General features: G+C 67.9%; 17 protein-coding genes. 8 read left to right on the top strand and 9 right to left on the bottom strand.

What is annotated here, in order from left to right:
* Positions 1 to 10: 10 nt before the first annotated feature.
* The 4 genes from MNR01_RS12295 to MNR01_RS12280 form a co-directional block, all read right to left on the bottom strand.
* On the bottom strand, positions 11 to 1,501 hold the full coding sequence (locus MNR01_RS12295; protein ID WP_241918073.1) for a 2-dehydro-3-deoxy-6-phosphogalactonate aldolase: 1,491 nt from the start codon (positions 1,499 to 1,501) through the stop codon (positions 11 to 13).
* Positions 1,498 to 2,433: a 2-dehydro-3-deoxygalactonokinase gene (locus MNR01_RS12290; protein ID WP_241918072.1), complete on the bottom strand. Its 936-nt coding sequence runs from the start codon at positions 2,431 to 2,433 to the stop codon at positions 1,498 to 1,500. The genes MNR01_RS12295 and MNR01_RS12290 overlap by 4 nt, the downstream gene beginning before the upstream one ends.
* 32 nt (positions 2,434 to 2,465) lie before the next feature.
* Complete coding sequence (locus MNR01_RS12285; protein ID WP_241918071.1) at positions 2,466 to 3,206, bottom strand: SDR family oxidoreductase; 741 nt, start codon at positions 3,204 to 3,206, stop codon at positions 2,466 to 2,468.
* A 79-nt stretch (positions 3,207 to 3,285) separates the two neighbouring features.
* Positions 3,286 to 5,937, bottom strand: a complete 2,652-nt coding sequence (locus MNR01_RS12280; protein ID WP_241918070.1) for a TonB-dependent receptor — start codon at positions 5,935 to 5,937, stop codon at positions 3,286 to 3,288.
* A 255-nt stretch (positions 5,938 to 6,192) separates the two neighbouring features.
* On the opposite strand from MNR01_RS12280, the gene MNR01_RS12275 reads away from it, so the two are divergent.
* Both MNR01_RS12275 and MNR01_RS12270 read left to right on the top strand, forming a co-directional pair.
* On the top strand, positions 6,193 to 7,143 hold the full coding sequence (locus MNR01_RS12275) for a dihydrodipicolinate synthase family protein (protein WP_241918069.1): 951 nt from the start codon (positions 6,193 to 6,195) through the stop codon (positions 7,141 to 7,143).
* A complete protein-coding gene (locus MNR01_RS12270) occupies positions 7,140 to 8,309 on the top strand; it encodes a mandelate racemase/muconate lactonizing enzyme family protein (RefSeq protein WP_241918068.1) in 1,170 nt (389 codons plus the stop codon). Before MNR01_RS12275 ends, MNR01_RS12270 begins: the two co-directional genes overlap by 4 nt.
* Here MNR01_RS12270 and MNR01_RS12265 read toward each other — a convergent pair.
* Both MNR01_RS12265 and MNR01_RS12260 read right to left on the bottom strand, forming a co-directional pair.
* On the bottom strand, positions 8,288 to 9,577 hold the full coding sequence (locus MNR01_RS12265; RefSeq protein WP_241918067.1) for an MFS transporter: 1,290 nt from the start codon (positions 9,575 to 9,577) through the stop codon (positions 8,288 to 8,290). The genes MNR01_RS12270 and MNR01_RS12265 overlap by 22 nt on opposite strands.
* Positions 9,578 to 9,669: 92 nt before the next feature.
* A complete protein-coding gene (locus MNR01_RS12260) occupies positions 9,670 to 10,389 on the bottom strand; it encodes a helix-turn-helix domain-containing protein (RefSeq protein WP_241918066.1) in 720 nt (239 codons plus the stop codon).
* Positions 10,390 to 10,583: 194 nt separating this feature from the next.
* Here MNR01_RS12260 and MNR01_RS12255 point away from each other — a divergent pair, with 194 nt between their 5' ends.
* The gene (locus MNR01_RS12255; RefSeq protein ID WP_241918065.1) at positions 10,584 to 10,967 is read left to right on the top strand and encodes a nuclear transport factor 2 family protein; all 384 of its coding nucleotides are present in this window, start codon (positions 10,584 to 10,586) and stop codon (positions 10,965 to 10,967) included.
* Positions 10,968 to 11,041: 74 nt separating this feature from the next.
* Here the strand turns inward: MNR01_RS12255 and rpoD are convergent, their stop codons facing one another.
* Together rpoD and dtd are read right to left on the bottom strand one after the other, a co-directional pair.
* Complete coding sequence (gene rpoD / locus MNR01_RS12250; protein WP_256451842.1) at positions 11,042 to 12,910, bottom strand: RNA polymerase sigma factor RpoD; 1,869 nt, start codon at positions 12,908 to 12,910, stop codon at positions 11,042 to 11,044.
* A 60-nt stretch (positions 12,911 to 12,970) separates the two neighbouring features.
* A complete protein-coding gene (dtd, locus tag MNR01_RS12245; protein ID WP_241918064.1) occupies positions 12,971 to 13,411 on the bottom strand; it encodes a D-aminoacyl-tRNA deacylase in 441 nt (146 codons plus the stop codon).
* A 108-nt stretch (positions 13,412 to 13,519) separates the two neighbouring features.
* On the opposite strand from dtd, the gene MNR01_RS12240 reads away from it, so the two are divergent.
* The 3 genes from MNR01_RS12240 (at position 13,520) to MNR01_RS12230 (ending at position 16,567) form a co-directional block, all read left to right on the top strand.
* On the top strand, positions 13,520 to 14,488 hold the full coding sequence (locus tag MNR01_RS12240) for a lauroyl acyltransferase (RefSeq protein ID WP_241918063.1): 969 nt from the start codon (positions 13,520 to 13,522) through the stop codon (positions 14,486 to 14,488).
* Positions 14,489 to 14,551: 63 nt separating this feature from the next.
* On the top strand, positions 14,552 to 15,061 hold the full coding sequence (locus tag MNR01_RS12235; RefSeq protein WP_241918062.1) for a PH domain-containing protein: 510 nt from the start codon (positions 14,552 to 14,554) through the stop codon (positions 15,059 to 15,061).
* A 27-nt stretch (positions 15,062 to 15,088) separates the two neighbouring features.
* On the top strand, positions 15,089 to 16,567 hold the full coding sequence (locus MNR01_RS12230) for a PH domain-containing protein (protein WP_241918061.1): 1,479 nt from the start codon (positions 15,089 to 15,091) through the stop codon (positions 16,565 to 16,567).
* Between the two features lie 16 nt (positions 16,568 to 16,583).
* On the opposite strand, the gene MNR01_RS12225 is transcribed toward MNR01_RS12230, so the two are convergent.
* Positions 16,584 to 17,636 (bottom strand): CDP-glycerol glycerophosphotransferase family protein, encoded by a 1,053-nt coding sequence (locus tag MNR01_RS12225; protein WP_241920614.1) that lies wholly within the window; start codon positions 17,634 to 17,636, stop codon positions 16,584 to 16,586.
* A gap of 46 nt (positions 17,637 to 17,682) precedes the next feature.
* Between MNR01_RS12225 and MNR01_RS12220 the strand changes: the two genes are divergently transcribed.
* A complete protein-coding gene (locus MNR01_RS12220) occupies positions 17,683 to 18,480 on the top strand; it encodes a glycosyltransferase family 2 protein (RefSeq protein ID WP_241918060.1) in 798 nt (265 codons plus the stop codon).
* Entirely contained in the window at positions 18,477 to 19,346 is an 870-nt protein-coding gene (locus tag MNR01_RS12215) for a glycosyltransferase family 2 protein (protein WP_241918059.1), read from the top strand. Before MNR01_RS12220 ends, MNR01_RS12215 begins: the two co-directional genes overlap by 4 nt.
* Positions 19,347 to 19,370: the final 24 nt, after the last annotated feature.

Raw genomic sequence — 19,370 nt, 5'->3', positions numbered from 1 at the left:
GCGGTCGCCGTCATCCCCGCGCAGGCGGGGACGCGGTGACCTGGACCTTGAACAGCCCGCCCGACCCGGGTGAAGCCGCCAGCGCGGCCTCGCTCAAGCGCGCCCGCGCCGTGGTGACAAACAGCTCACCACCGGCGCCGATGCATACGCTGCCGACGTGCGGGGCCGGCACCCGCACGCGCTGTACGCAGGCGCCATTCGGCGCGATCCGCACGACCTCGCCAGCGCCCCACATCGCCACCCAGAAACTGCCATCGCCCGCGATCGCCATGCCATCGGGCTTGCCCGGCAGATCGAGGAAGTCGGTGACGATGACCGGCTCACCCAGCGTTCCGGCGACCACGTCGGCCGGATAGGCGAGCAGCGTCCGCGCAAGCGTGTCGATCACGAACAGCGTGCGCTCGTCGGCGGAGAAGGCCATGCCGTTGGCCACGCCGAGGCCTTCGGCCACCCTGGCTGCTGATGCGTCCGGCGATGACGCATGGAACACGCCGCCACGGCCGGCCAGCACGCCGCGGTGCATGCTGCTGCCCCACAGGCCACCGCGGCTGTCGACGGTGAGGTCGTTGAGCCGGCAACCGGGACCGGCATCGATGACCGGGCCACGCGAGAGCACCGCACCGGTGATGGCATCGATCCGCAGGAATGCGCCTTCGCCGTTGCCTACCAGCGTACCGTCGGGCAACACGCCCAGCGACCATACTGGCTCGATCATCGATGCCTGCGACCAGTCGCCATCGTGCGGCTTGCATGCAAGCAGGCGCCGTCCGACAGGATCCACCCAAAGGATCTGCCCGCCGTGCAGCACCGGGCCTTCGCCCACGGTGGCTTGGGGATTGCAGACCAGTTCCACGCTCGGCGGCGCGGTTCGCGCAACGGCCGCCACCCATTCGCGCGCCCGCGCGCCGACCGCCTCGGCGCTGCGGCCGGGCTTGTACAGGTCCGAGCCGGTACCGAACGCGACCGCACCGGCGGCGACCAGCGACGGCACCGCTTCGGGCGTGACGCCTCCGACGACGATCAGCTGCACACCCGCAGGCATCACCGCTCTTATCGCGGCAAGGGTGGCGGCATTGGCCGGAAAGGCCTTGAGATGGCGCGCGCCCGCGGCGATCGCCGCAAAGGCTTCGCTGGCGGTGGCGAAGCCCGGCAGCGGCAGCATGCCGTTCGCCAGGCTCGCGCGGATCACGTCGGCATCGGTATTGGGGGCAACACAGAACTGGCAACCGGTATCGACCAGTCGCTCGACATCGGCCACGGTCAGCACCGTGCCGGCACCAATGGCCATGCGCTCGCCGAAATGCTCGCGCAGTACGCGGATGGTGGTGAACGGATCGGGTGAGTTCAGCGGGACTTCGGCCAGCGTGATGCCTGCATCCAGCAATGCGGCCGCCACCGCAATCGACTCCTGCGTGGAGATCCCGCGCAGGATCGCGATGATCGGCGAGCGCCGCAACCGTTCGTCGAACTGGGCCGTGAACATCGCAAGGTCCGGTTTCATGCCGGCGACCCCAGGCGCAATGCATGCATCTCCGCGAAGCCCCTGGCGATGGCCTCGCGCGACTCCACGGCGTGGCTGTCGATGTCGAGATGGCTCAGCGCGGCCGCATACAGCGCGCAGACCGTACCGGAGCCGACGAGGGGAATGCTGGCCTCGGCAAGCTCGGGGAACAGCGCGCGCGCATCGGCGACTTCCGAACCGATGAGCAGGCCGCGCAGGTACGAGGCGCCCTCGCTGCGCTTGATGTCGCCGCGGATTACCGCCGCGCGTGCACCGAACAGCAACGTGCCCAGGCCCGCATCGCGACGCACGCCGGCGCGCACGCCGTCGAAGAACGCCGGGCTGGCGTGCGCCGGCCCGTCGACGATCGATGCGAGCAGGCCGGCAGCGGTGAGGCGGTCGAAGATCTCGCCCGACATCGCGGTCGAGAACTCGCGCACGCGACCACCGTCCATGCGCACCCATTTGGTGTGCGTGCCCGGCAGGGCAACGATGCCCGACTGCGGCAGGCGTCGTGAAACGAGCAGGCCGAACAGCTCGGTTTCCTCGCCGCGCATGATGTCGGAGGCGTTGTCGCGGGTACGGCGGCAAGCCAGCCCGGGCACGACAAGCACCTCGACCTCGCCGATGCGCGTCTCGCGCAGACCCTGCGCCAGGCCACCGAGGGCCACCGGGCATTCGACGTAGCCGGCGTCGATCCAGCCGATGTTCGAGCCGATCATGCCGCAGGCGTAGACGTGCGTAACGCCGGGCCAGCGCACGGCCACGCTGGCCATGTGGCGGATCATGCCGTCGCGGTCGAGGCCAGCGATTCCCGCCGGAGCCTCCATCGCGTCGACGACTTTGGCGTCGGCATCGATCAGATAGGCGCGAAAATTCGAGCTGCCCCAGTTGATGCCGACGATGCAGCCTTGCATGTGCTTTTGATTCATCTGGTTCCTGGCGTGGGTGGGGGTGGCGACACTCAGCGCCTGGTGACGCCGGCACCGCCGTCGACCGGGAACACGCCGCCGGTGATCCAGCCGCTGCGGTCGCTGGCGAGGAACCAGGCCAGCTCGGCAATGTCCTGCGGCGTGCCCAGGCGGCCGAGCGGATGGCGCTGGATGTTGCGTTCGCGCGCCATCGCGGGATCAGGCTCGCGATCAAAGGAGGATTGCAGCATCGCGGTATCGATCGAGGCCGGCGCGATGGCGTTGACGCGGATCTGCCACGGCGCCAGCTCCAGTGCCGCGGTACGCGCGAGTTCCTCCAGCGCCGCCTTGGAGCTGGCGTAGGCGGCGAGCGTCGGCGTGGCGAAGCGGGCGTTGATCGAGGTCAACAACACGATCGAGCCGCCGCCACGCTCGCGCATGCGGGCGGCGCAGTGGCGCATCAGGCGCGCGGCGGCGATCACGTTGACGGCGTAGGTGTCGGCGAACAGTTCGTCCGCCGAGTCCATCAATGTTCCCGGCGGACAGATTGCGGCGCAGTGGACCAGCACGTCGGCCGGGCCAAGCGCCGCTTCCAGTTCGGCCACGGCCGCGTCGATGGCCGTGGCCGAGCGCAGGTCGGCGATGGCTGACGCGTCGGCGGCGGGCGCGCGATGCAGGTCCAGCGCCGCGACGCGCACGCCGTCCTGCTGCAACCGGCGGGTGACGGCTGCGCCGATCCCGCCGGCGGCCCCGGTCACCAGGGCCACCCGGCCCGCCATGCTGCCTTCGCTCATCCCGCGATTCTCCGCCCGATTCTCCGCCCGATTCTCCGCCTGCTCGAGGTCGATCGCCATTTGCAGCTACCACGGTGCCTCAGAAGCGGAAGGTCATCGTCGCCTTGTAACCGCGACCGAACACCACGTTGGTGCGCAGGCCTTCGTCATACCCGTCGAAGGTCTTCTGCTGGCTGTCGAGCAGGTTGATGCCGTCGAGCTGGAAGGTAATGCGGTCGTTGAGGTCGTAGCTTACCGTGGCCGACAGGTCCGAGTAGGTGTCGTTGTAGATGCCGGTGGCCGCCGCCGACAGCGCGACCAGGTACTCGTCGCGCCAGTTGTAGGCCAGGCGCGCACTGAACGGTCCCTGCTCGTAGTAGCCGATCAGGTTGGCGTTGTTCTTCGACAGGCCCGGGAAGGCCATCTCATTGCCGTTGATGTCGGTGATCGGCGTCTTCGAGTCGATGTAGGTGTAGGTCGCGACGACGCCAAAGCCGCCGCCGATCGGCACCTGCGCCAGCAGCTCCAGGCCCTGGATGGTGGCGCTGTCGCCGTTGACCTTGCGGTTGATCAGGAAGTTGACGCCGCCGTAGGTCTCGGCGCTCTGGCGCTGGACGATGAATGTCGACACGTCCTTGTAGAACAGGCCGGCTGACAGCATGCCCTCGTCGCTGTAGTACCACTCCAGCGACAGGTCGTACTGATCTGCCTCGAACGGATCCAGGCCCGGCGCGCCGCCGGTGCCGGTGCCCGGGGTGATCTGCACGCCGTTGTCGAACACGGCGTTGTTGTTGAGCGAGACGCCGTTGTTGAGGTCTTCGGTGTTCGGGAACGCGACCACGCGGGCGGCACCGCCGCGCAGCACCAGGCTGTCGTTGATGTCGAGCTTGGCGATACCCGAGGGCAGCCAGTAGTCGTCATTGCGGCTGAACACCGTCGGCTGCGGCGAGCCGTTGGGGTTGATCAGGTTGCCGGTCGAGTCCATGTCGCGACCGACATAGCGGATGCCGACGTTGCCGGCCAGCTGCATGTTGCCCACCGCGGTGTTGAGGTCGAGCTTGGCGTAGGCCTCGGTGAAGTCCTCGCCGATGTTGAACGTCCCGGCGTAGGCCAGCGTGTTGTTGGTACCGTCCAGGCATTGCGGGTTCTGCGAGATCGACGGGAACGAGGTGAATGCGGCGCAACCGGTGAAGGCGTTGCGCGTGGCTGCCAGGAAGCTTCGCGGCAGGCCGGCGAACTCGCCATCCATGAAGTCGTTGTTGCTGTGGACTTCAAGGAAGTCGCCAAGCTGGTTCGCGGGAATGCCGCCGGCCGGACGGATGTCGGCGCGCGAGGGATTCTGGGTGGTGTCCAGCGAGCTGTAGCGGGCGCCGAAGTTGAGCGCGCGGATCGCCGAGTCGTCGAAGTCCCAGGTCCAGTCGGTGCGCGCGGCGGTGGTGTCGGTCTCGGCGCGGTAGCGGTTGTCGAACAGGATCGACAGGCGCAGCTGGTTGGGATCGGTGAGGTCGACGCCGCGCACGTTGAAGCTGCCGAAGTCGCCATTGGTGAGGTCGAAGTCGACCAGCGAGGTGCGGCCGACGACCGGCTGCAGGCGCATGTAGTTCTGGTGGTACTCGGCGTTGGAAGTTCCGTACGACACTTCCGCCGAGCCGCCCAGGTGACCGTCGCCGCGGAAGGTCGCGCGCAGTGCGCTCGACCAGACCTGGGCGTCGATGTCGGCGATCTCGGTATTGACCAGCACCGGGCCTGCCGAGGTGCCCTTGATCAGGATGTCGTGCGGCGAGTACACCGCGTTCGACAGCGCCGCGCTCGGATTGAAGGCGATCCAGTAGCGGTCGCGCTCGGCATCCTGCTTGGAGTAGAAGGTGTCGGCCGTGAGCTCGACGCCATCGGTCGGGCGCCATTGCAGCACGGCGCTGATGCCGTACTTCTCGCGATCGTCGTTGATGTCCTGCGCGCGCATGTCGGTGCTGCCAAAGCGCGTGCGCGCCGGCGTCACCGTGGTGTCGTTTAAGCGGGCGTAACCGGAGAACGTGTCCAGGCCCTGCTGGACCACGTCGTACTTGCTGTAGGTCGCCGAAAGCAGGCCACCAAAGGTGTTGTCGCTGTTGCGACCCGACAGCAGGGTGAACAATCCGCCGCCGCCGTTGCCGCCGAGTTCGTCGTAGCCGGCTTCGGCCGTGACCACGTTCTGCGTGGCGTCGCCGGCCAGCGGCTTGCGCGTCTCGATGTCGATGATGCCGCCCAGCGCACCGGCGATCTGGTCGGAACCGGCCAGCTTGGTCACCGACAGGCGCGAGATGAGTTCCGACGGCACCAGCGTCAGCAGGCCGTAGGTCGAGGTGTTGAGCTGGTCGAGGCCGTTGCCGCCACGTCCGGTCGCATCGACGATCTGGCGGCCGTTGTAGAGGATCACGTTCTCGCGCAGGCCACGCACCAGGATGTCGCTGCCCTCGCCCATGCCGCGTTCGAGCTGCACGCCGGCGACGCGGCCCAGCGATTCGGCGACGTTGGTGTCGGGCAGCTTGCCGATGTCGTCGGCGACGATCGCGTCGACGATCTGGGTCGAGTCGCGCTTGATGTCCTTGGCCGCTTCCAGGCTGCCGCGAATGCCGATGACCGTGACCTGGTCGAGCGTGCGCGGTTCGTCGCTGGTGCTGGCGCTGCTCTGGGGAGCCGGTGTCGCCGCTTCGGGTGCGGCGGTGGTGGTCTGTGCCGCTGCGGCCATGGACGCCAGCAGCGCGGGTGTCATCAGTGTGGACAGAATCGTTCGACGAAGCTTGCGCATGAACCGGGCCTCCCCCCGAAGTCATTGCTGGATCTTGTTGCGATACGAACTGCTTGCGTTGTGTGGCTAATATAGCAATATATGTTCTGCGCAACGCAAGGGTTTTTGCAGATAAATAGTTGCTGCAGCGCAATAAATGCCAGATTTCAATCAGTTGGACTGTTGCCGAGTTAGCAACGTCCAGCGACACATCCGCAGGCGACACGCAACGGGGAAGCCATGAGCGAATCCACAGGGAAGGCAGTGACGGCAGCACTTACCGGGGTATTCCCGATCCTGCCGACCATCTTTGAAGACAGCGGCGCGATCGACTACGCCGGCACGCGCGCGGTGCTCGAGTACATCCTTGCCGCCGGTGCCGACGGCATCGTGTTCCCCGGCCTGGCCAGCGAGTACGACATGCTCGGCAGCGACGAACGCCTGGAGATGACGGCGCGCCTGGGCGAATGGATCGCCGGCCGCGTGCCGCTGGTGATCGGCGCGAGCAGCCCCGACCCGGAGCTGGCGATGCAGTTCGCGCGTGCAGGCGCCGATGCCGGCGCGGTCGCGTCGATGGTGCTCACGCCGCACCGTCACGCCAGGGATCCGCAGGCGATGGCCGACTACTTCGATGCGATCCACGCCGCCAGTGGCATCCCGGTGATGCTGCAGAACGCGCCTGCGCCGATGGGCGTCGGCCTTGCGGTCGACGAAGTCGCCTGGCTGGCCGAACAGGTACCGGGCATCCGCTACGTCAAAGAAGAAACGCAACCTTCGGGCCAGCGCATCACCCAACTGACCGAGCGCGCGGGCGATGCCCTCGATGCCGTGTTCGGCGGCGCCGGTGCGCGCTACGTGATCGATGAACTGGTACGCGGCGCCAAGGGTACGATGCCGGCTTGCGAAGTCACCGAGGTGCACGTGGCCATGCTCAAGCGTTTCGCCGATGGCGACATCGATGGCGCGCGTGATCTGTTCGAGCGCAGCTTGCCGCTGCTGAGCGTGCAGGCCGTGTTCCGCTGGCGCCTGACCAAGGCCGTGCTCAAGCGTCGCGGCCTGATCAGCGGCGACCACGTGCGCGCGCCGGGGCCGGCACTGGATGCGTTCGACCAGCGCGAAGTCGATGCGCTGCTGGCACGCATCGCCGACCTTGTCCCGCTCGATCGCGTGCCCGGAGCAGCCTCGGCATGAGCACGGTGCGCAGCGTCGAGACCTTCATCGTCACCGTGCCGCGCGACACGCCTTACCTGGGACCGCTCGGCCCGGGCGAACGCGTCAACGCGCGCGGTTACGTCGTGCGCAAGGGCAACGGCACGATCTACCCGTCGGTGGACCGTTCGGTGGTCGTGCGCATCACCACCGAAGACGGCGCGGTCGGCTGGGGCGAAACCTACGGCATCTGCGCGCCCCGCGCCGTCTGCGAGATCATCAACGACCTGCTTGCGCCGGAACTGATCGGCCGCGATCCGCAGGATGTCGAACGGATCTGGGACGACCTTTACGGACTGATGCGCGTGCGCGGCAGCTTTGGCGGCTTCTATGTTGATGCCATCGCTGCGCTCGACATCGCCCTGTGGGACCTGCGTGCGCGTGCGCAGGGCAAGCCGCTGTGGCAGCTGCTCGGCACGCGCCAGCGCGAACAGGTGCCCGGTTACCTCTCGGGCCTGCCTGCCGCGACGGTCGCTGGCCGCGTGCAGATGGCGCGCGAGTTCCAGCAGCAGGGACATGACGCTTTCAAGATCCACGCCGTGGTCAGCAGCGAGGGCATCGTCGAGGAGACCGCCGCATTGCGCGAGGCGCTGGGCGACGACGCCGAACTGATGGTCGACCTGCACTGGAAGTTCGATGCCGACCAGGCGCTCGCGCTGATCGACCATCTCGCGCCCTACCGCCTGCAGTTCGTCGAAGCGCCGGTCAAACCCGAGGATGTCAGCGGCCTGGCGCGTGTCGCCCGCGAAGGTGCGATCGCGGTCGCCGCCGGCGAGGAATGGCACACCGAGTACGAGGCACGCCTGCGGCTCGAGGCCAACGCCGTGCGCTACATCCAGCCGGAGATGGGCCACACCGGCATCACCCAGTTCCTGCGCATCGCGCGACTGGCGCAGGCGGCCGGCGTGGCGATTGCCCCGCACGCGACCATCGGCACCGGCATCTTCCTGGCAGCCAGCCTGCACGCTTCGACGGTGGTCAGCGGCCTGTGGCGCCACGAGTGGCAGCACTCGGTGTTCGCCCGTTCGCTGGAACTGCTCGACACCGACATGGACTACGCCGATCGCCATTACCGCCTGCCGACCGGCCCCGGCCTGGGCGTGACGCCGGGAACGCGCTTCTGGAATTACGCCGAAGGCGTCGCCTGAGCGACGTTGCCGTCGAGTGACTGGATCAGGCGCGAATGCCGCGCCTGCCGCACCGCCAACCAGGCCAGCAACATCGCGATCGGATGCAGCATCGCCATCAGCACGAACGTGCGGTCGAACTGGTGCCCGGCGACGAGCTTGCCCACCACCTGCGTCGACAGCATGCCGCCCAAACCGCTGCCGGCACCGATGAAACCGAAGACGGTGGCGATGTAGCGGCTTGGATACAGATCCACCACCAGCGTGCTGATGTTGATCTGGAACACCAGGTGGGCGAACGCCACCAGCGAGGCGATCGCGAACAGGATGGTGAGCGGCGGATGGAACGCGGCGATCAACCCAAGCGGTGCCAGCATCGCCGCACCGGTCATCGCGACCAGGCGACTGCGCACCGGCGTCATGCCGCGCTTGATCAGGCCACTGGATATCGCGCCGCCGCCAATGCTGCCGACGTCGGCCGCCAGGTACACCAGCCATGCCAGTGATGCGACTGCGACCAGCGTCATGCCGCGCTGGTCGTTGAGGTACTTGGGAAACCAGAACAGATAGAAGTACCAGACCGGGTCGGCCACCGCGCGCGACAGGACCAGCAGCCACATCGAACGGTCGCGCAGCAGGTTTCGCCACAGGGAGCCTTCGCCCTTGATCGCGGGAGCCTCCGCGCTTGCCGGCGTCGCGGCCACGGCCTCGCCGCGCGGCTTCGACGGAAATATCCACCACCACGCCACGATCCACAGCAGGCCGACTGCGCCGGTGGTGATGAACGCCCAGCGCCAGCCGAACACCACCGCGATGCCGCCGATCAATGGCGGCGCGATCGTCGCGCCGACCATCGCGCCGGCGGTGTAGATGCCCAGCGCCAGGCCGCGTTCCTGCGGCGGGAAATGTTCGGAGACGACTTTCGAACCGACCGTGTAGTTGCCCGGCTCGCCAAGGCCAAGCGCGAAGCGCGCGGCGCCGAGTTCACCGGCGGTGCGCACCAGTCCGGTGAACAGGTTGGCGATCGACCACCAGCCGACGAACAGCGCCAGCGCCACCTTCGATCCGAGCAAGTCGGTGATGCGCCCGGCCAGCAGGTAGGCGACGGTGTAGGCGAGCAGGAACATCTGCACCACGCGCGCGTAGGCCGGATCGTCCATGCCCAGGTCGCGCTGGATGGTCGTGGCCAGGATCGACAGCGCCTGGCGGTCGAGGTAGTTGATGACGGTGGAGACAAACAGCAGGGCGAGCAGTGCCCAGCGGACGCGGGCCGATCCTTTCCAGTTCACGAAGTACCGCCCGCTCCCCAAGGTGTCGCTGGACGTTATTGCTAATTTAGCAACACGTCAATCCGCACTGCACCACACCCCAGGCGCACCGCTCAACCGATCTCCTTCACCGCTTCACGCAATGCAGCGACCAGGTCGGCAGTCGCCGACTCCTGGATCCAGCCCGACATCGCGATGCCCGCATGCACCGGATCGCCCATCGGCACGGCGACGATGTGGTGGTCGCGGTCGTCGGCGACGTGGATGCGGGCATAGCCCTGCGCGCGGGTGGCCTGCAGCGTCGCCAGCAGCGATTCGATGCCCTCGGGGAACATCGGGATCTCGTGACCCTCATACAGGTCGCGCACTTCCTCGTCGGTCATCTGCGCGAGAAGAACGATGCCGATGCCGCTGGTGGTCGCCGGCAGCAGGCCGATGCGGCCCAGGCCGCGCGCGGCCTCGATCCCCGGCGGGGCATGGAACAGGTAGCTGACGCTGTGGTTCCACAGCACGCCCAGGGCAACGGTATGACCGTACCGGCGCAGCTCCTCCAGCACCGGCAGCGCGCGCCGGATCAGGCCGGAGGCGAACAGGCTCTGCGCCGCCAGCACATGCATGCCCGGGCCGGCGGTGTACTTGCGGTTGGCCGTCTGGCGGGCGATGCCCAGGTAGGCCAGGGTCTTGAGCAGGCGGTTGACGCGGGTCGGGTTGGCGTCGAGCTGGCGCGCCAGCTCGCGGCAGCCCACGGGCTCGGGCGAGGAGGCCAGCGCCTGCAGCGTGGCGATCCCGTCGATCAGGCTCTGGTTGGGCTGCGCATTGGGCTTGGCTTTCATCCGTTCAGGGTAACGGCGAACGGGGCCGGGGGACAGATGGCTGCTATATGCGCAACGAATGTGACAGCTGCCGTCACCCTCACCGTCATTTCCGCGAAGGCGGCGATGACGGGACGGTGGGCTCCAGCACTTGCTGACAGCACGCTGTCAGCGGCCAGGCGTACGCTCGCCTTTCCTTCCCCCGGAGACGAACCATGAAGACCGAACAGGTGGCCGCAAGGCTGGTCGAGTTGTGCAGGGCCGGAAAGTTCGACGAAGCGCAGCGTGAGCTTTACGCCGACGATGCGGTGAGCATCGAGCCGGAGGGCTTGCCGGCGGGCGCGCTGGGCAACGTCAAGGGACTGGCGGCGATCCAGGTGAAGAGCCAGAGGTTCCACGACAGCGTGGAGACGTTCCATGGCGTTTCGTGCAGCGATGCCGTCGTCGCCGGAAACTGGTTCAGTGTTGCCATGGGCGTGGATGCGACGTTCAAGGGCATGGGCCGCGTCGACATGCGCGAGATCTGCGTGTACCGCGTGCGCAACGGCAAGATCGTGCACGAGCAGTTCTTCTACGACGTGGACGCACCCGCCGCTTGATGCACTCCTCTACGTCGCTGGCCAAAAAAAACCCCGCTTTCGCGGGGCTTTTTTTCAACTCATGCCGACACCGGTCAATCGATATCGAGGAAGCTGCGCAGCTGTTCCGAACGGCTCGGGTGACGCAGCTTGCGCAGCGCCTTGGCCTCGATCTGGCGGATGCGCTCACGGGTGACATCGAACTGCTTGCCGACTTCCTCGAGGGTGTGGTCGGTGTTCATGTCGATGCCGAAGCGCATGCGCAGCACCTTGGCTTCCCTCGGGGTCAGGCCGGCGAGCACGTCGCGGACCGTCTCGGTCAGGTTGATGTTGGTGGTGGCCTCGACCGGGGACTCGATGTTCGTGTCCTCGATGAAATCGCCCAGATGCGAATCCTCGTCGTCGCCGATCGGGGTTTCCATCGAGATCGGTTCCTTGGCGATCTTCATGACCTTCCGGATCTTGTCCTCCGGCATGTCCATTTCTTTCGCCAGCTCTTCCGGAGTCGCTTCGCGGCCGTACTGCTGCAGCATCTGGCGGCTGATGCGGTTGAGCTTGTTGATCGTCTCGATCATGTGCACCGGGATACGGATGGTGCGCGCCTGGTCGGCGATCGAGCGGGTGATCGCCTGGCGGATCCACCAGGTCGCATAGGTCGAGAACTTGAAGCCGCGGCGGAACTCGAACTTGTCGACCGCCTTCATCAGGCCGATGTTGCCTTCCTGGATCAGGTCGAGGAACTGCAGGCCACGGTTGGTGTACTTCTTGGCGATCGAGATCACCAGGCGCAGGTTGGCCTCGACCATTTCCTTCTTGGCCTTGCGCGCCTTGGCTTCGCCATAGGCCATCTGGCGGGAGATGTCCTTGATGTCGGCCAGGGTCAGCAGCGATGCGGTTTCGACCGCGATCGTGGCTTCCTGCTCGGAAATGATCTGGTCCTTGACGTCACGCAGGCCCGACGACCACTTCTGCTTGCGCTTGAGCAGCTCGTCCACCCACTCCAGATTGGTCTGGTTGCCTTCCCAGGCGCGGATGAAGTCCTTGCGCGGCATCTTGGCGACGCGCGTGGACAGGTCGAGGATGCGGCGCTCGTGGTCCTTGATCTTGTTGACGACCTCGCGCAGGTTGCGCACCAGCACGTCGGTCAGCGGCAGCGGCAGCTTGAAGGTGACGAACACCGCGGCCATGTCCTCGCGCAGCTTCAGCGCGGTCTTGTGACCGGCACCGTGCTTGGCGTGCGCCTTGAGGAACTTGTTGTAGTGGTCGGCCAGGGCTTCCATGCGCGAGGCGACTTCGACCGGGTCCGGACCGCTGACGACCTCTTCGGTTTCCTCGGCGACCGGTGCTTCTTCCTCGTCGTCATCGACTTCGGCGTCGGGATCGGCCACGACCACCGGTGCCGGCGGCTCCGGCACGTCGTCGAGGTGATCGTTGAAGCCAACGATGATCTCGGCCAGGCGCTTCTTGCCCGCCTTGTGCTGCTCGTAGTCTTCGAGGATCGAGGCGATGGTTGCCGGGAACACACCGAGCGACGCCTGGACCTGGCCCAGGCCTTCCTCGATGCGCTTGGCGATGGCGATTTCGCCTTCGCGGGTAAGCAGTTCGACCGTACCCATTTCGCGCATGTACATGCGCACCGGGTCGGTGGTGCGACCGCCTTCGCCGTCGAGCGCGGTCAGCGCAGCGGCAGCTTCTTCGGCGGCGGTGTCGTCGACTTCACGGTTGCCCGTGCCGCCGTCTGCGAGCAGCAGGGTTTCGGCATCGGGGGCCACTTCGTGGACCTCGATACCCATGCCGTTGATCATGCCGATGATGTCTTCGATCTGCTCGGCATCGACGAGATCGTCGGGCAGGTGATCGTTGACCTCGGCATAGGTCAGGTAGCCCTGCTCCAGGCCCTTGCTGATCAACTGCTTGATATCGGAGGAGGGGGGCTGACGTTCGTTGGCCATGTGCTGCGCCACCGCGCTATGAGAGGGTTGGGAACGTTCCAGTATATCAGGCCGGAGGGGTCGGGGCCGGACTCAGGAACGGAGAAGGAAGGTGACCGGGCCGTCGTTGACCAGGCTGATCACCATATGGGCACCGAAGCGCCCCGTTTCCAGCCCCCCTGTGTGTTTTTCCCTGCATATTCCGACCAGCCTGCTGAACAAAGGTTCAGCCAGCCCGGGCGCGGCGGCGGTACTGAAGCCCGGACGCATCCCGCTGCGGGTATCGGCCGCCAGGGTGAACTGGCTGACCAGCAGCAACCCGCCGCCGGTGTCCGCCAGGCCGAGATTCATTCGGCCGGCCTCGTCCGCAAATACACGGTATCCGAGCAGCCGTTCGGCCATCCGCTGCGCCTGGGCTTCGCCGTCGCCCGGCTCGACCCCGACCAGGGCCAGCAGGCCGGGGCCGATGGCGCCGACAGTTTCGCCTTCGACCCGGACTGTCGCCTCGGTCACGCGTTGGATCAGGGCCAGCATGCAGGGGGTCGGCTCGGTCGGCGGAAGTGGGGTTGCGGGGCTGTTGTAGCCTAAGGCGCGGTCCGGGTGGAACCCCGGAGCGCTCCCCCTCCCTCGTCGAACCACGCCATGACCGGCTTTGCCGCCCGCCTGCTGTACGTCTCCGCGGCCCTGCTGGGCCGCCTTCCCTGGTCGTGGCTGATGCGTCTGGGCGATGCGCTGGCGGCGTGGTGGCGCTGGCGCGACGTCCGCGAAAGCCGCGTGGCGCGGATCAACCTGGAGCTGGCCTACCCGGAGCTGCTGCCGGCGCAACGCGATGAGCTGCACCAGGCCATCCTGCGCACCACCGCGCGCCAGGTGCTGGAAACCGTGCGCCTGTGGACCCGTCCTCACGATGAGAACCTGGGCCTGCTGCGCGAACAGCACGGGACGGAGCTGATGGACCAGGCGATCGCCGCCGGCCGCGGCGTGATTATTGCCGCGCCCCACCATGGCAACTGGGAACTGCTCAACCAGTGGCTGGCCTGGCGCACGCCGCTGGCGATCCTGTACCGGCCGCCGGAGTCGGCGGTGGTCGAGGCATTCCTCAACCTGGTCCGCGCGGATTCCGGGCACGCTGGTTCCGGGCACGCTGGTTCCGGGCACGACGGTGGCGACGACGGCGAGCGCGTCACCCAGGTCCGCGCCGAAGGGCCGGCGATCCGGCAGCTGTTCAAGCGCCTCAACGATGGCGGCGTGGTCGGCATCCTGCCCGACCAGCAACCCAAGGCCGGCGATGGCGAGTTCGCGCCGTTCTTCGGCATGCAGGCGCTGACGATGACCCTGCTCGGGCGACTGGCCTCGCGCACCGGCGCGACCGTGCTGTTCGCCTGGTGCGAGCGCGTGGACACCCATACCGGCCACCCCGGCTTCGCCCTGCACATCGAGGCCGCGCCGGCCGCGGTCTCCGACCCGGATCCGAAGGTGGCCGTGGCCGCGCTCAATGCCGCGGTCGAACACATTGCCCGGCGCGACCCGGCGCAATACCAGTGGACCTACAAACGCTATACGCTGCGACCGCCGGGTTCTGGGGAAGAGAACCCGTACTGGAACCGCTGACCGGGCGCCTGCCGAACGACAGGCATCGCCGGCGCGGCCGACGCCCGACACTGACGGATGCCCATGCTCACGCCCGATTCGCCGCACGCCACGCCAGCCACTGGCGTCGATTCCGCCGCCGAATGGCAGCCGCTGCCCGTCCGCGCCCGCACACTGTTCCTGCTGGGAACGGCGCCGCTGGCGATCCCGTTCGCCTTCGCCGGGTTCATCTTCACCCGGGTCTTCGAACTGCCCGCGCTGCTCGCACCGCTGGGCCTGGTCGTGGGCCTGGCGCTGGGCATCTGGCTGGGACTGAAGCAGTACCGCTACACCTTCTGGCGCCTCGACGAGGACGGCCTGGCGATCCGTCGCGGCCGCATGTGGCAGCGCGAGACGCGGGTGCCGGCCACGCGCGTGCAGCACCTCGACCTCAAGCGCGGCCCGCTGCAGCGCCGGCGCAACCTGGCGACGCTGGTCGTGCACACCGCCGGCACCCGGCACAGCTCGGTGGCGGTTCCGCACCTGGACGCCGACGATGCCGAACGCCTGCGCGATCGCCTCGGTCGCCAGATCGACCACGATGACGACCGCTGACGGTCGGCCCGCGTGCGACTGGACCTCATGAACGGACCCGTGACAGCAACAGAACCCGAGCGTCGCCTGCATCCGATGTCATGGCTGTTCGTGCTGCTGCAGCAGCTCAAGCAGTTCATCGTGCCATTGGCGGTACTGCTGTTCTTCGGTCGCGGCGACCGCAACGAACTGTGGCCGCTGATCGGTGTCGCCGTGCTGGTGGTGACCTCGCTGTGGCAGTACTTCACCTACCGCTACGGTGTCGCCGGCGATCACCTGGTGGTGCGCAGCGGATTGCTCGAGCGCAGCCTGCGCGTGATCCCGTTCGCGCGCATCCACAACGTCGCCCTGCAGCAGTCGCTGCTGCACCGGGTTTTCGGCGTGGCCGAAGTGCGCCTGGAGTCGGCCGGTGGCGCCAAGCCCGAGGCACAGATGCGCGTGCTCAAGCTCGACGATGCGCTGGCGCTGGAAGCGCTGGTGCGCCGTCGCGGCGCCGCCGCCGATGTGGTCGTCGAAGAGCCCGCTGCCGACATCCTGCTGACCCTGCCGCCCGCCGAAGTGCTGCGCCTTGGCATCGTCTCCAATCGCGGAATGCTGGTCGTCGGCGCCGCATTCGCCGGCTCGGCACAGTTCAGCCCGAAGCTGATCCCGAACCTGTTCGAAGCGGTGGGCACGCGCATGTTCGGCTATGCCGGCGAGCACGGTTTTGGTCCGGCCGAATATGCCGCCGCCGGCCTGGCGGTGTTCGCCGTGCTGGTGGGCGCGCTGCGGCTGCTGTCGATGCTGCTGGCGTTGCTGCAGTACTTTGGCTTCACGCTGAGCGAGCAGGATCGCCGCCTCACGGTCGAACGCGGCCTGCTGGCGCGCTGGCGCACCAGCGCATCGCGCCGCCGCATCCAGGCCTGGACCCTGCGCGAAGGCGTGCTGCACCGCTGGCTCAAGCGGCGCAGTCTCGAGGTCGACACCGCCGTGGCCGAGGACGGCCGCCAGCAGCGCGCATTGCGCGAGCTGGCGCCGATCGCCACGCCGGGCGCGTGCGATGCGCTGATCGAGCACCTGCTGCCGCGCGCGACCTGGTCGCAGCTGGCGTGGCAGCCACTGCCGGCGTCGAGCTGGTGGCGGCTGTTCCTGCCCTCGCTGCCGTGGGTGCTGATCGTGACGGTCGTGCTGTGCGCGCGGTTCGGCGCATGGGGCCTGCTGGCGCTGCTGTGGTTGCCGTGGTCGGCCTTCAAGGCGCGCCGGCGTGCGCAGCGGGCCGCCTACGCGGTTGGCGAGGAAGTGATCGCGGTACGCGAAGGCTGGTGGACCCGCCACTGGCGCTTCGCCGAGATCGACAAGCTGCAGGCGCTGCAGCTGACTCGTTCACCGATCGACCGCCGTTGCGGCACCGCCACGCTGTGGCTCGACACCAGCGGCGCCGGCGCGATGGCACCGCCGCTGCGCGTGCGCTTCCTGCCCGAGGCCGACGCGCGGGCGCTGTACGAGCGTCTGGCGAGCGAACTGGCCAGGCGCCCGCTGCGCTGGTGACGCTGCTGCGGCCCGGTCAGGGCCGCCAGTAGTTCAGCTCGCGACGGATCTGCAGCGCGCGCCACAGCGACGACAGCGGCTTGCGCCGCAGCGCGCCCAACCCGCCGTCGAGCAGCGCCTCGGTGGCGGCCATCACGCGTTCGGAGGAACGGCCGTCGCGGTAGGGATGGATCGAATCGGCGTAGGCCGACAGCGCAGCGATCAGTGCCGGTTCCGGCGCGAACGCTCGGTCGAGCATCTGCGGCAGCAGCGCCGGATCGCCGAACTCGATCATGTGCGGCTTTGGCGCTCGATTGCGGAACGTCACCACCGGCTTGCGCTGCACGACGAACTCCGACACCACCGAGGTCGTGTCGGCCAGCAGCACATCGGCGGCGCGCTGCGCGGCGACCAGCTGTTCGGTTTCGAAGAACGCCGCGTTGGCACCGGCCAGCGAGCGATATCGCGCGAACAGTTCCGGCGGGCACTTGGGATGCAGGGTCAGCAGCCAGTAGCGGTCGCCCCTGGCCACCTCCGCGGCGATCGCGTCGAACAGGCGCGGCGCGGCGCTCAAACGCTCGGTGAAGGTGGATGCGAACATCACCACCGGCCGCGAACCGGCCGGCGCGCGCAGCGCTGCCGAGGCACCCTCGTCATCGCGGAACAGCGGGTCGAGCTTGGGCCAGCCGGTCTCGACCACGGCGAAGTGCCCGGCCTGCGCGGCCAGCGCCTGGAACGGTGCGGTCGTCGCCGGGCCCTGCGTGCAGTACAGATCGAACAGCCCACGCACGCGGAAATGGCCGCGCTCGTCGGAGCGCTTCTCGACATTGAAGCCATGGAACAGCTGCACCTTGGCGCCGGAAACGAACGGCGGCACCCAGTTGGCGGCGCTGAACACCGCACGCGGTTTCAGCGCGACCGCCTCGTGCAGGCCTATCATTCGCACCGGCGCCGGCAGTTCGGCGCCGGCGGCGCCATCGACGAACCAGGCGTGGACGCCGTGCCCCGCTGCTTGCAGCGCCTGCGCCAGCGGTTGCAGGATGGGCAGCGCATAGCGTTCGCTCGCGAACAACAGGTAATCGGCCATCAACGCTTCCTCGAATACGCCATCGACGCAGGACACGCCAGGCCTGCCCATGTCAGCACGGCCGCTGTCAGCGTGCCCGCTCTCAGGCTGCATTATCACGTTCAACGAGGCCGACCGCATCGGCGACTGCATTGCCTCCCTGGCGTTCTGCGACGAGGTCGTCGTGGTCGACTCGAACTCCACCGATGCCACCGCGCAGATTGCCCGCGACCTCGGCGCACGCGTGATCCAGCGACCGTTCGAGGGGTTCCGCAGCCAGAAGCAGTTCGCCATCGACCAGGCCGCGCACGACTGGGTGCTGTGCCTGGATGCCGACGAGCGCGTCAGCGACGCCCTGCGCACCTCGATCGAGGCCGAACGCGCCGGCGCCTTCGGTGACGCCGCCGGCTTTCGCTTCGCTCGCCTGAGTGAGTACTTCGGCAAGTTCCTGCGCCATGGCAACGCCTACCCCGACCGGGTCCTGCGGCTGTTCGACCGCCGCCGTGGCGGCTGGCGCGGCACGCGCGAGGTGCACGAGGCCGCCAGCGTCGATGGCCCGGTGCGGACCATTGGCGGTGACCTGATCCACTACCCCTACCGCTCGCTCGAGCAACAACTGCTCAAGACCCAGCGCTACGCGCGGATGATGGCCGAGCACGATTTCGCCCGCGGCAAGCGGGCGACACTGACCGGCCTGGTGCTGTCGCCGGCGTGGCGGTTCTGGCGCGGCTACCTGCTGCGTGGCGGCTTCCGCGACGGCTGGCACGGCCTGGTCTACGCCTACGTCCGCGCCAACTACGTGCGACAGAAGACGATCATGCTGTGGATGCTGCAGAACGGGCAGCGCGTGAGCGGACCGGACCGATGAACGCCGACGTCACGATGCAAGCCAGCCCGACGCGCGCCAGCGTCGTCATCACCACCTACAACTGGCCACAGGCGCTGGAGCTGGCGCTGGAAGCACTGGCGCGCCAACACACGTTGCCGCACGAGGTCGTGGTCGCCGACGACGGTTCGCGTGACGACACCCGCGCGATGCTCGAGCGCGTCGCGCGCGCCTTCCCGGTACCGTTGCGGCACAGCTGGATCGAAGACCGCGGGTTCCGCGTCTCGCTTGCCCGCAACCGCGCGATCGCTGCGACCAGTGGCGACTACGTGCTGCTGCTCGACGGCGACATGCTGCCGCACCCGATGTTCGTTGCCGACCATCTGCACGCCGCCGAGCGCGGTACCTTCGTCCAGGGCATGCGCGTGCTGACCGACGAGGAAGGCCGCGACCGGCTGCTCAGGCGCGAGGTGTCCGAACTGGGCTTCTTCGACCGCGGCCTGACCCGTCGTCGCCACACGCTGCGGATCCCGCCACTGGCGGCGCTGTCGCTGCGCACCACGCGCGGCCAGAGCGGCAGCGCGATCAAGACCTGCAACCAGGGCTGGTGGCGCGACGACCTGGTGATGCTCAACGGTTTCGATGAGCGTTTCGAGGGCTGGGGTCGCGAGGACAAGGACCTGGCCGTGCGTGCGTTCCATGCCGGGCTGGAGCGCCGATCGCTGCGCTTCGCAGGGCTGGCCACGCACCTGTACCACCCCGAGCGGCACGAGGAAGGCGCCAGCCCGAACGACGCCCTGCTCGCCGAAACCCGCGCCAGCGGCCGCGTGCGCAGCCCGCTCGGACTGGACGCGCATATCGCCGACTTCGCAGCCAACCCCCTCCCCGACCTGCGCCAAACCCCGTAGCCCGGGTAAGCGAAGCGCACCCGG

Origin of the sequence: Lysobacter sp. S4-A87 (assembly GCF_022637455.1) — a bacterium.
Taxonomy (GTDB): domain Bacteria; phylum Pseudomonadota; class Gammaproteobacteria; order Xanthomonadales; family Xanthomonadaceae; genus Lysobacter_J.
Note: the sequence above shows the minus strand (reverse complement) of the source record. Positions and strands in the feature narration are given on the sequence as shown.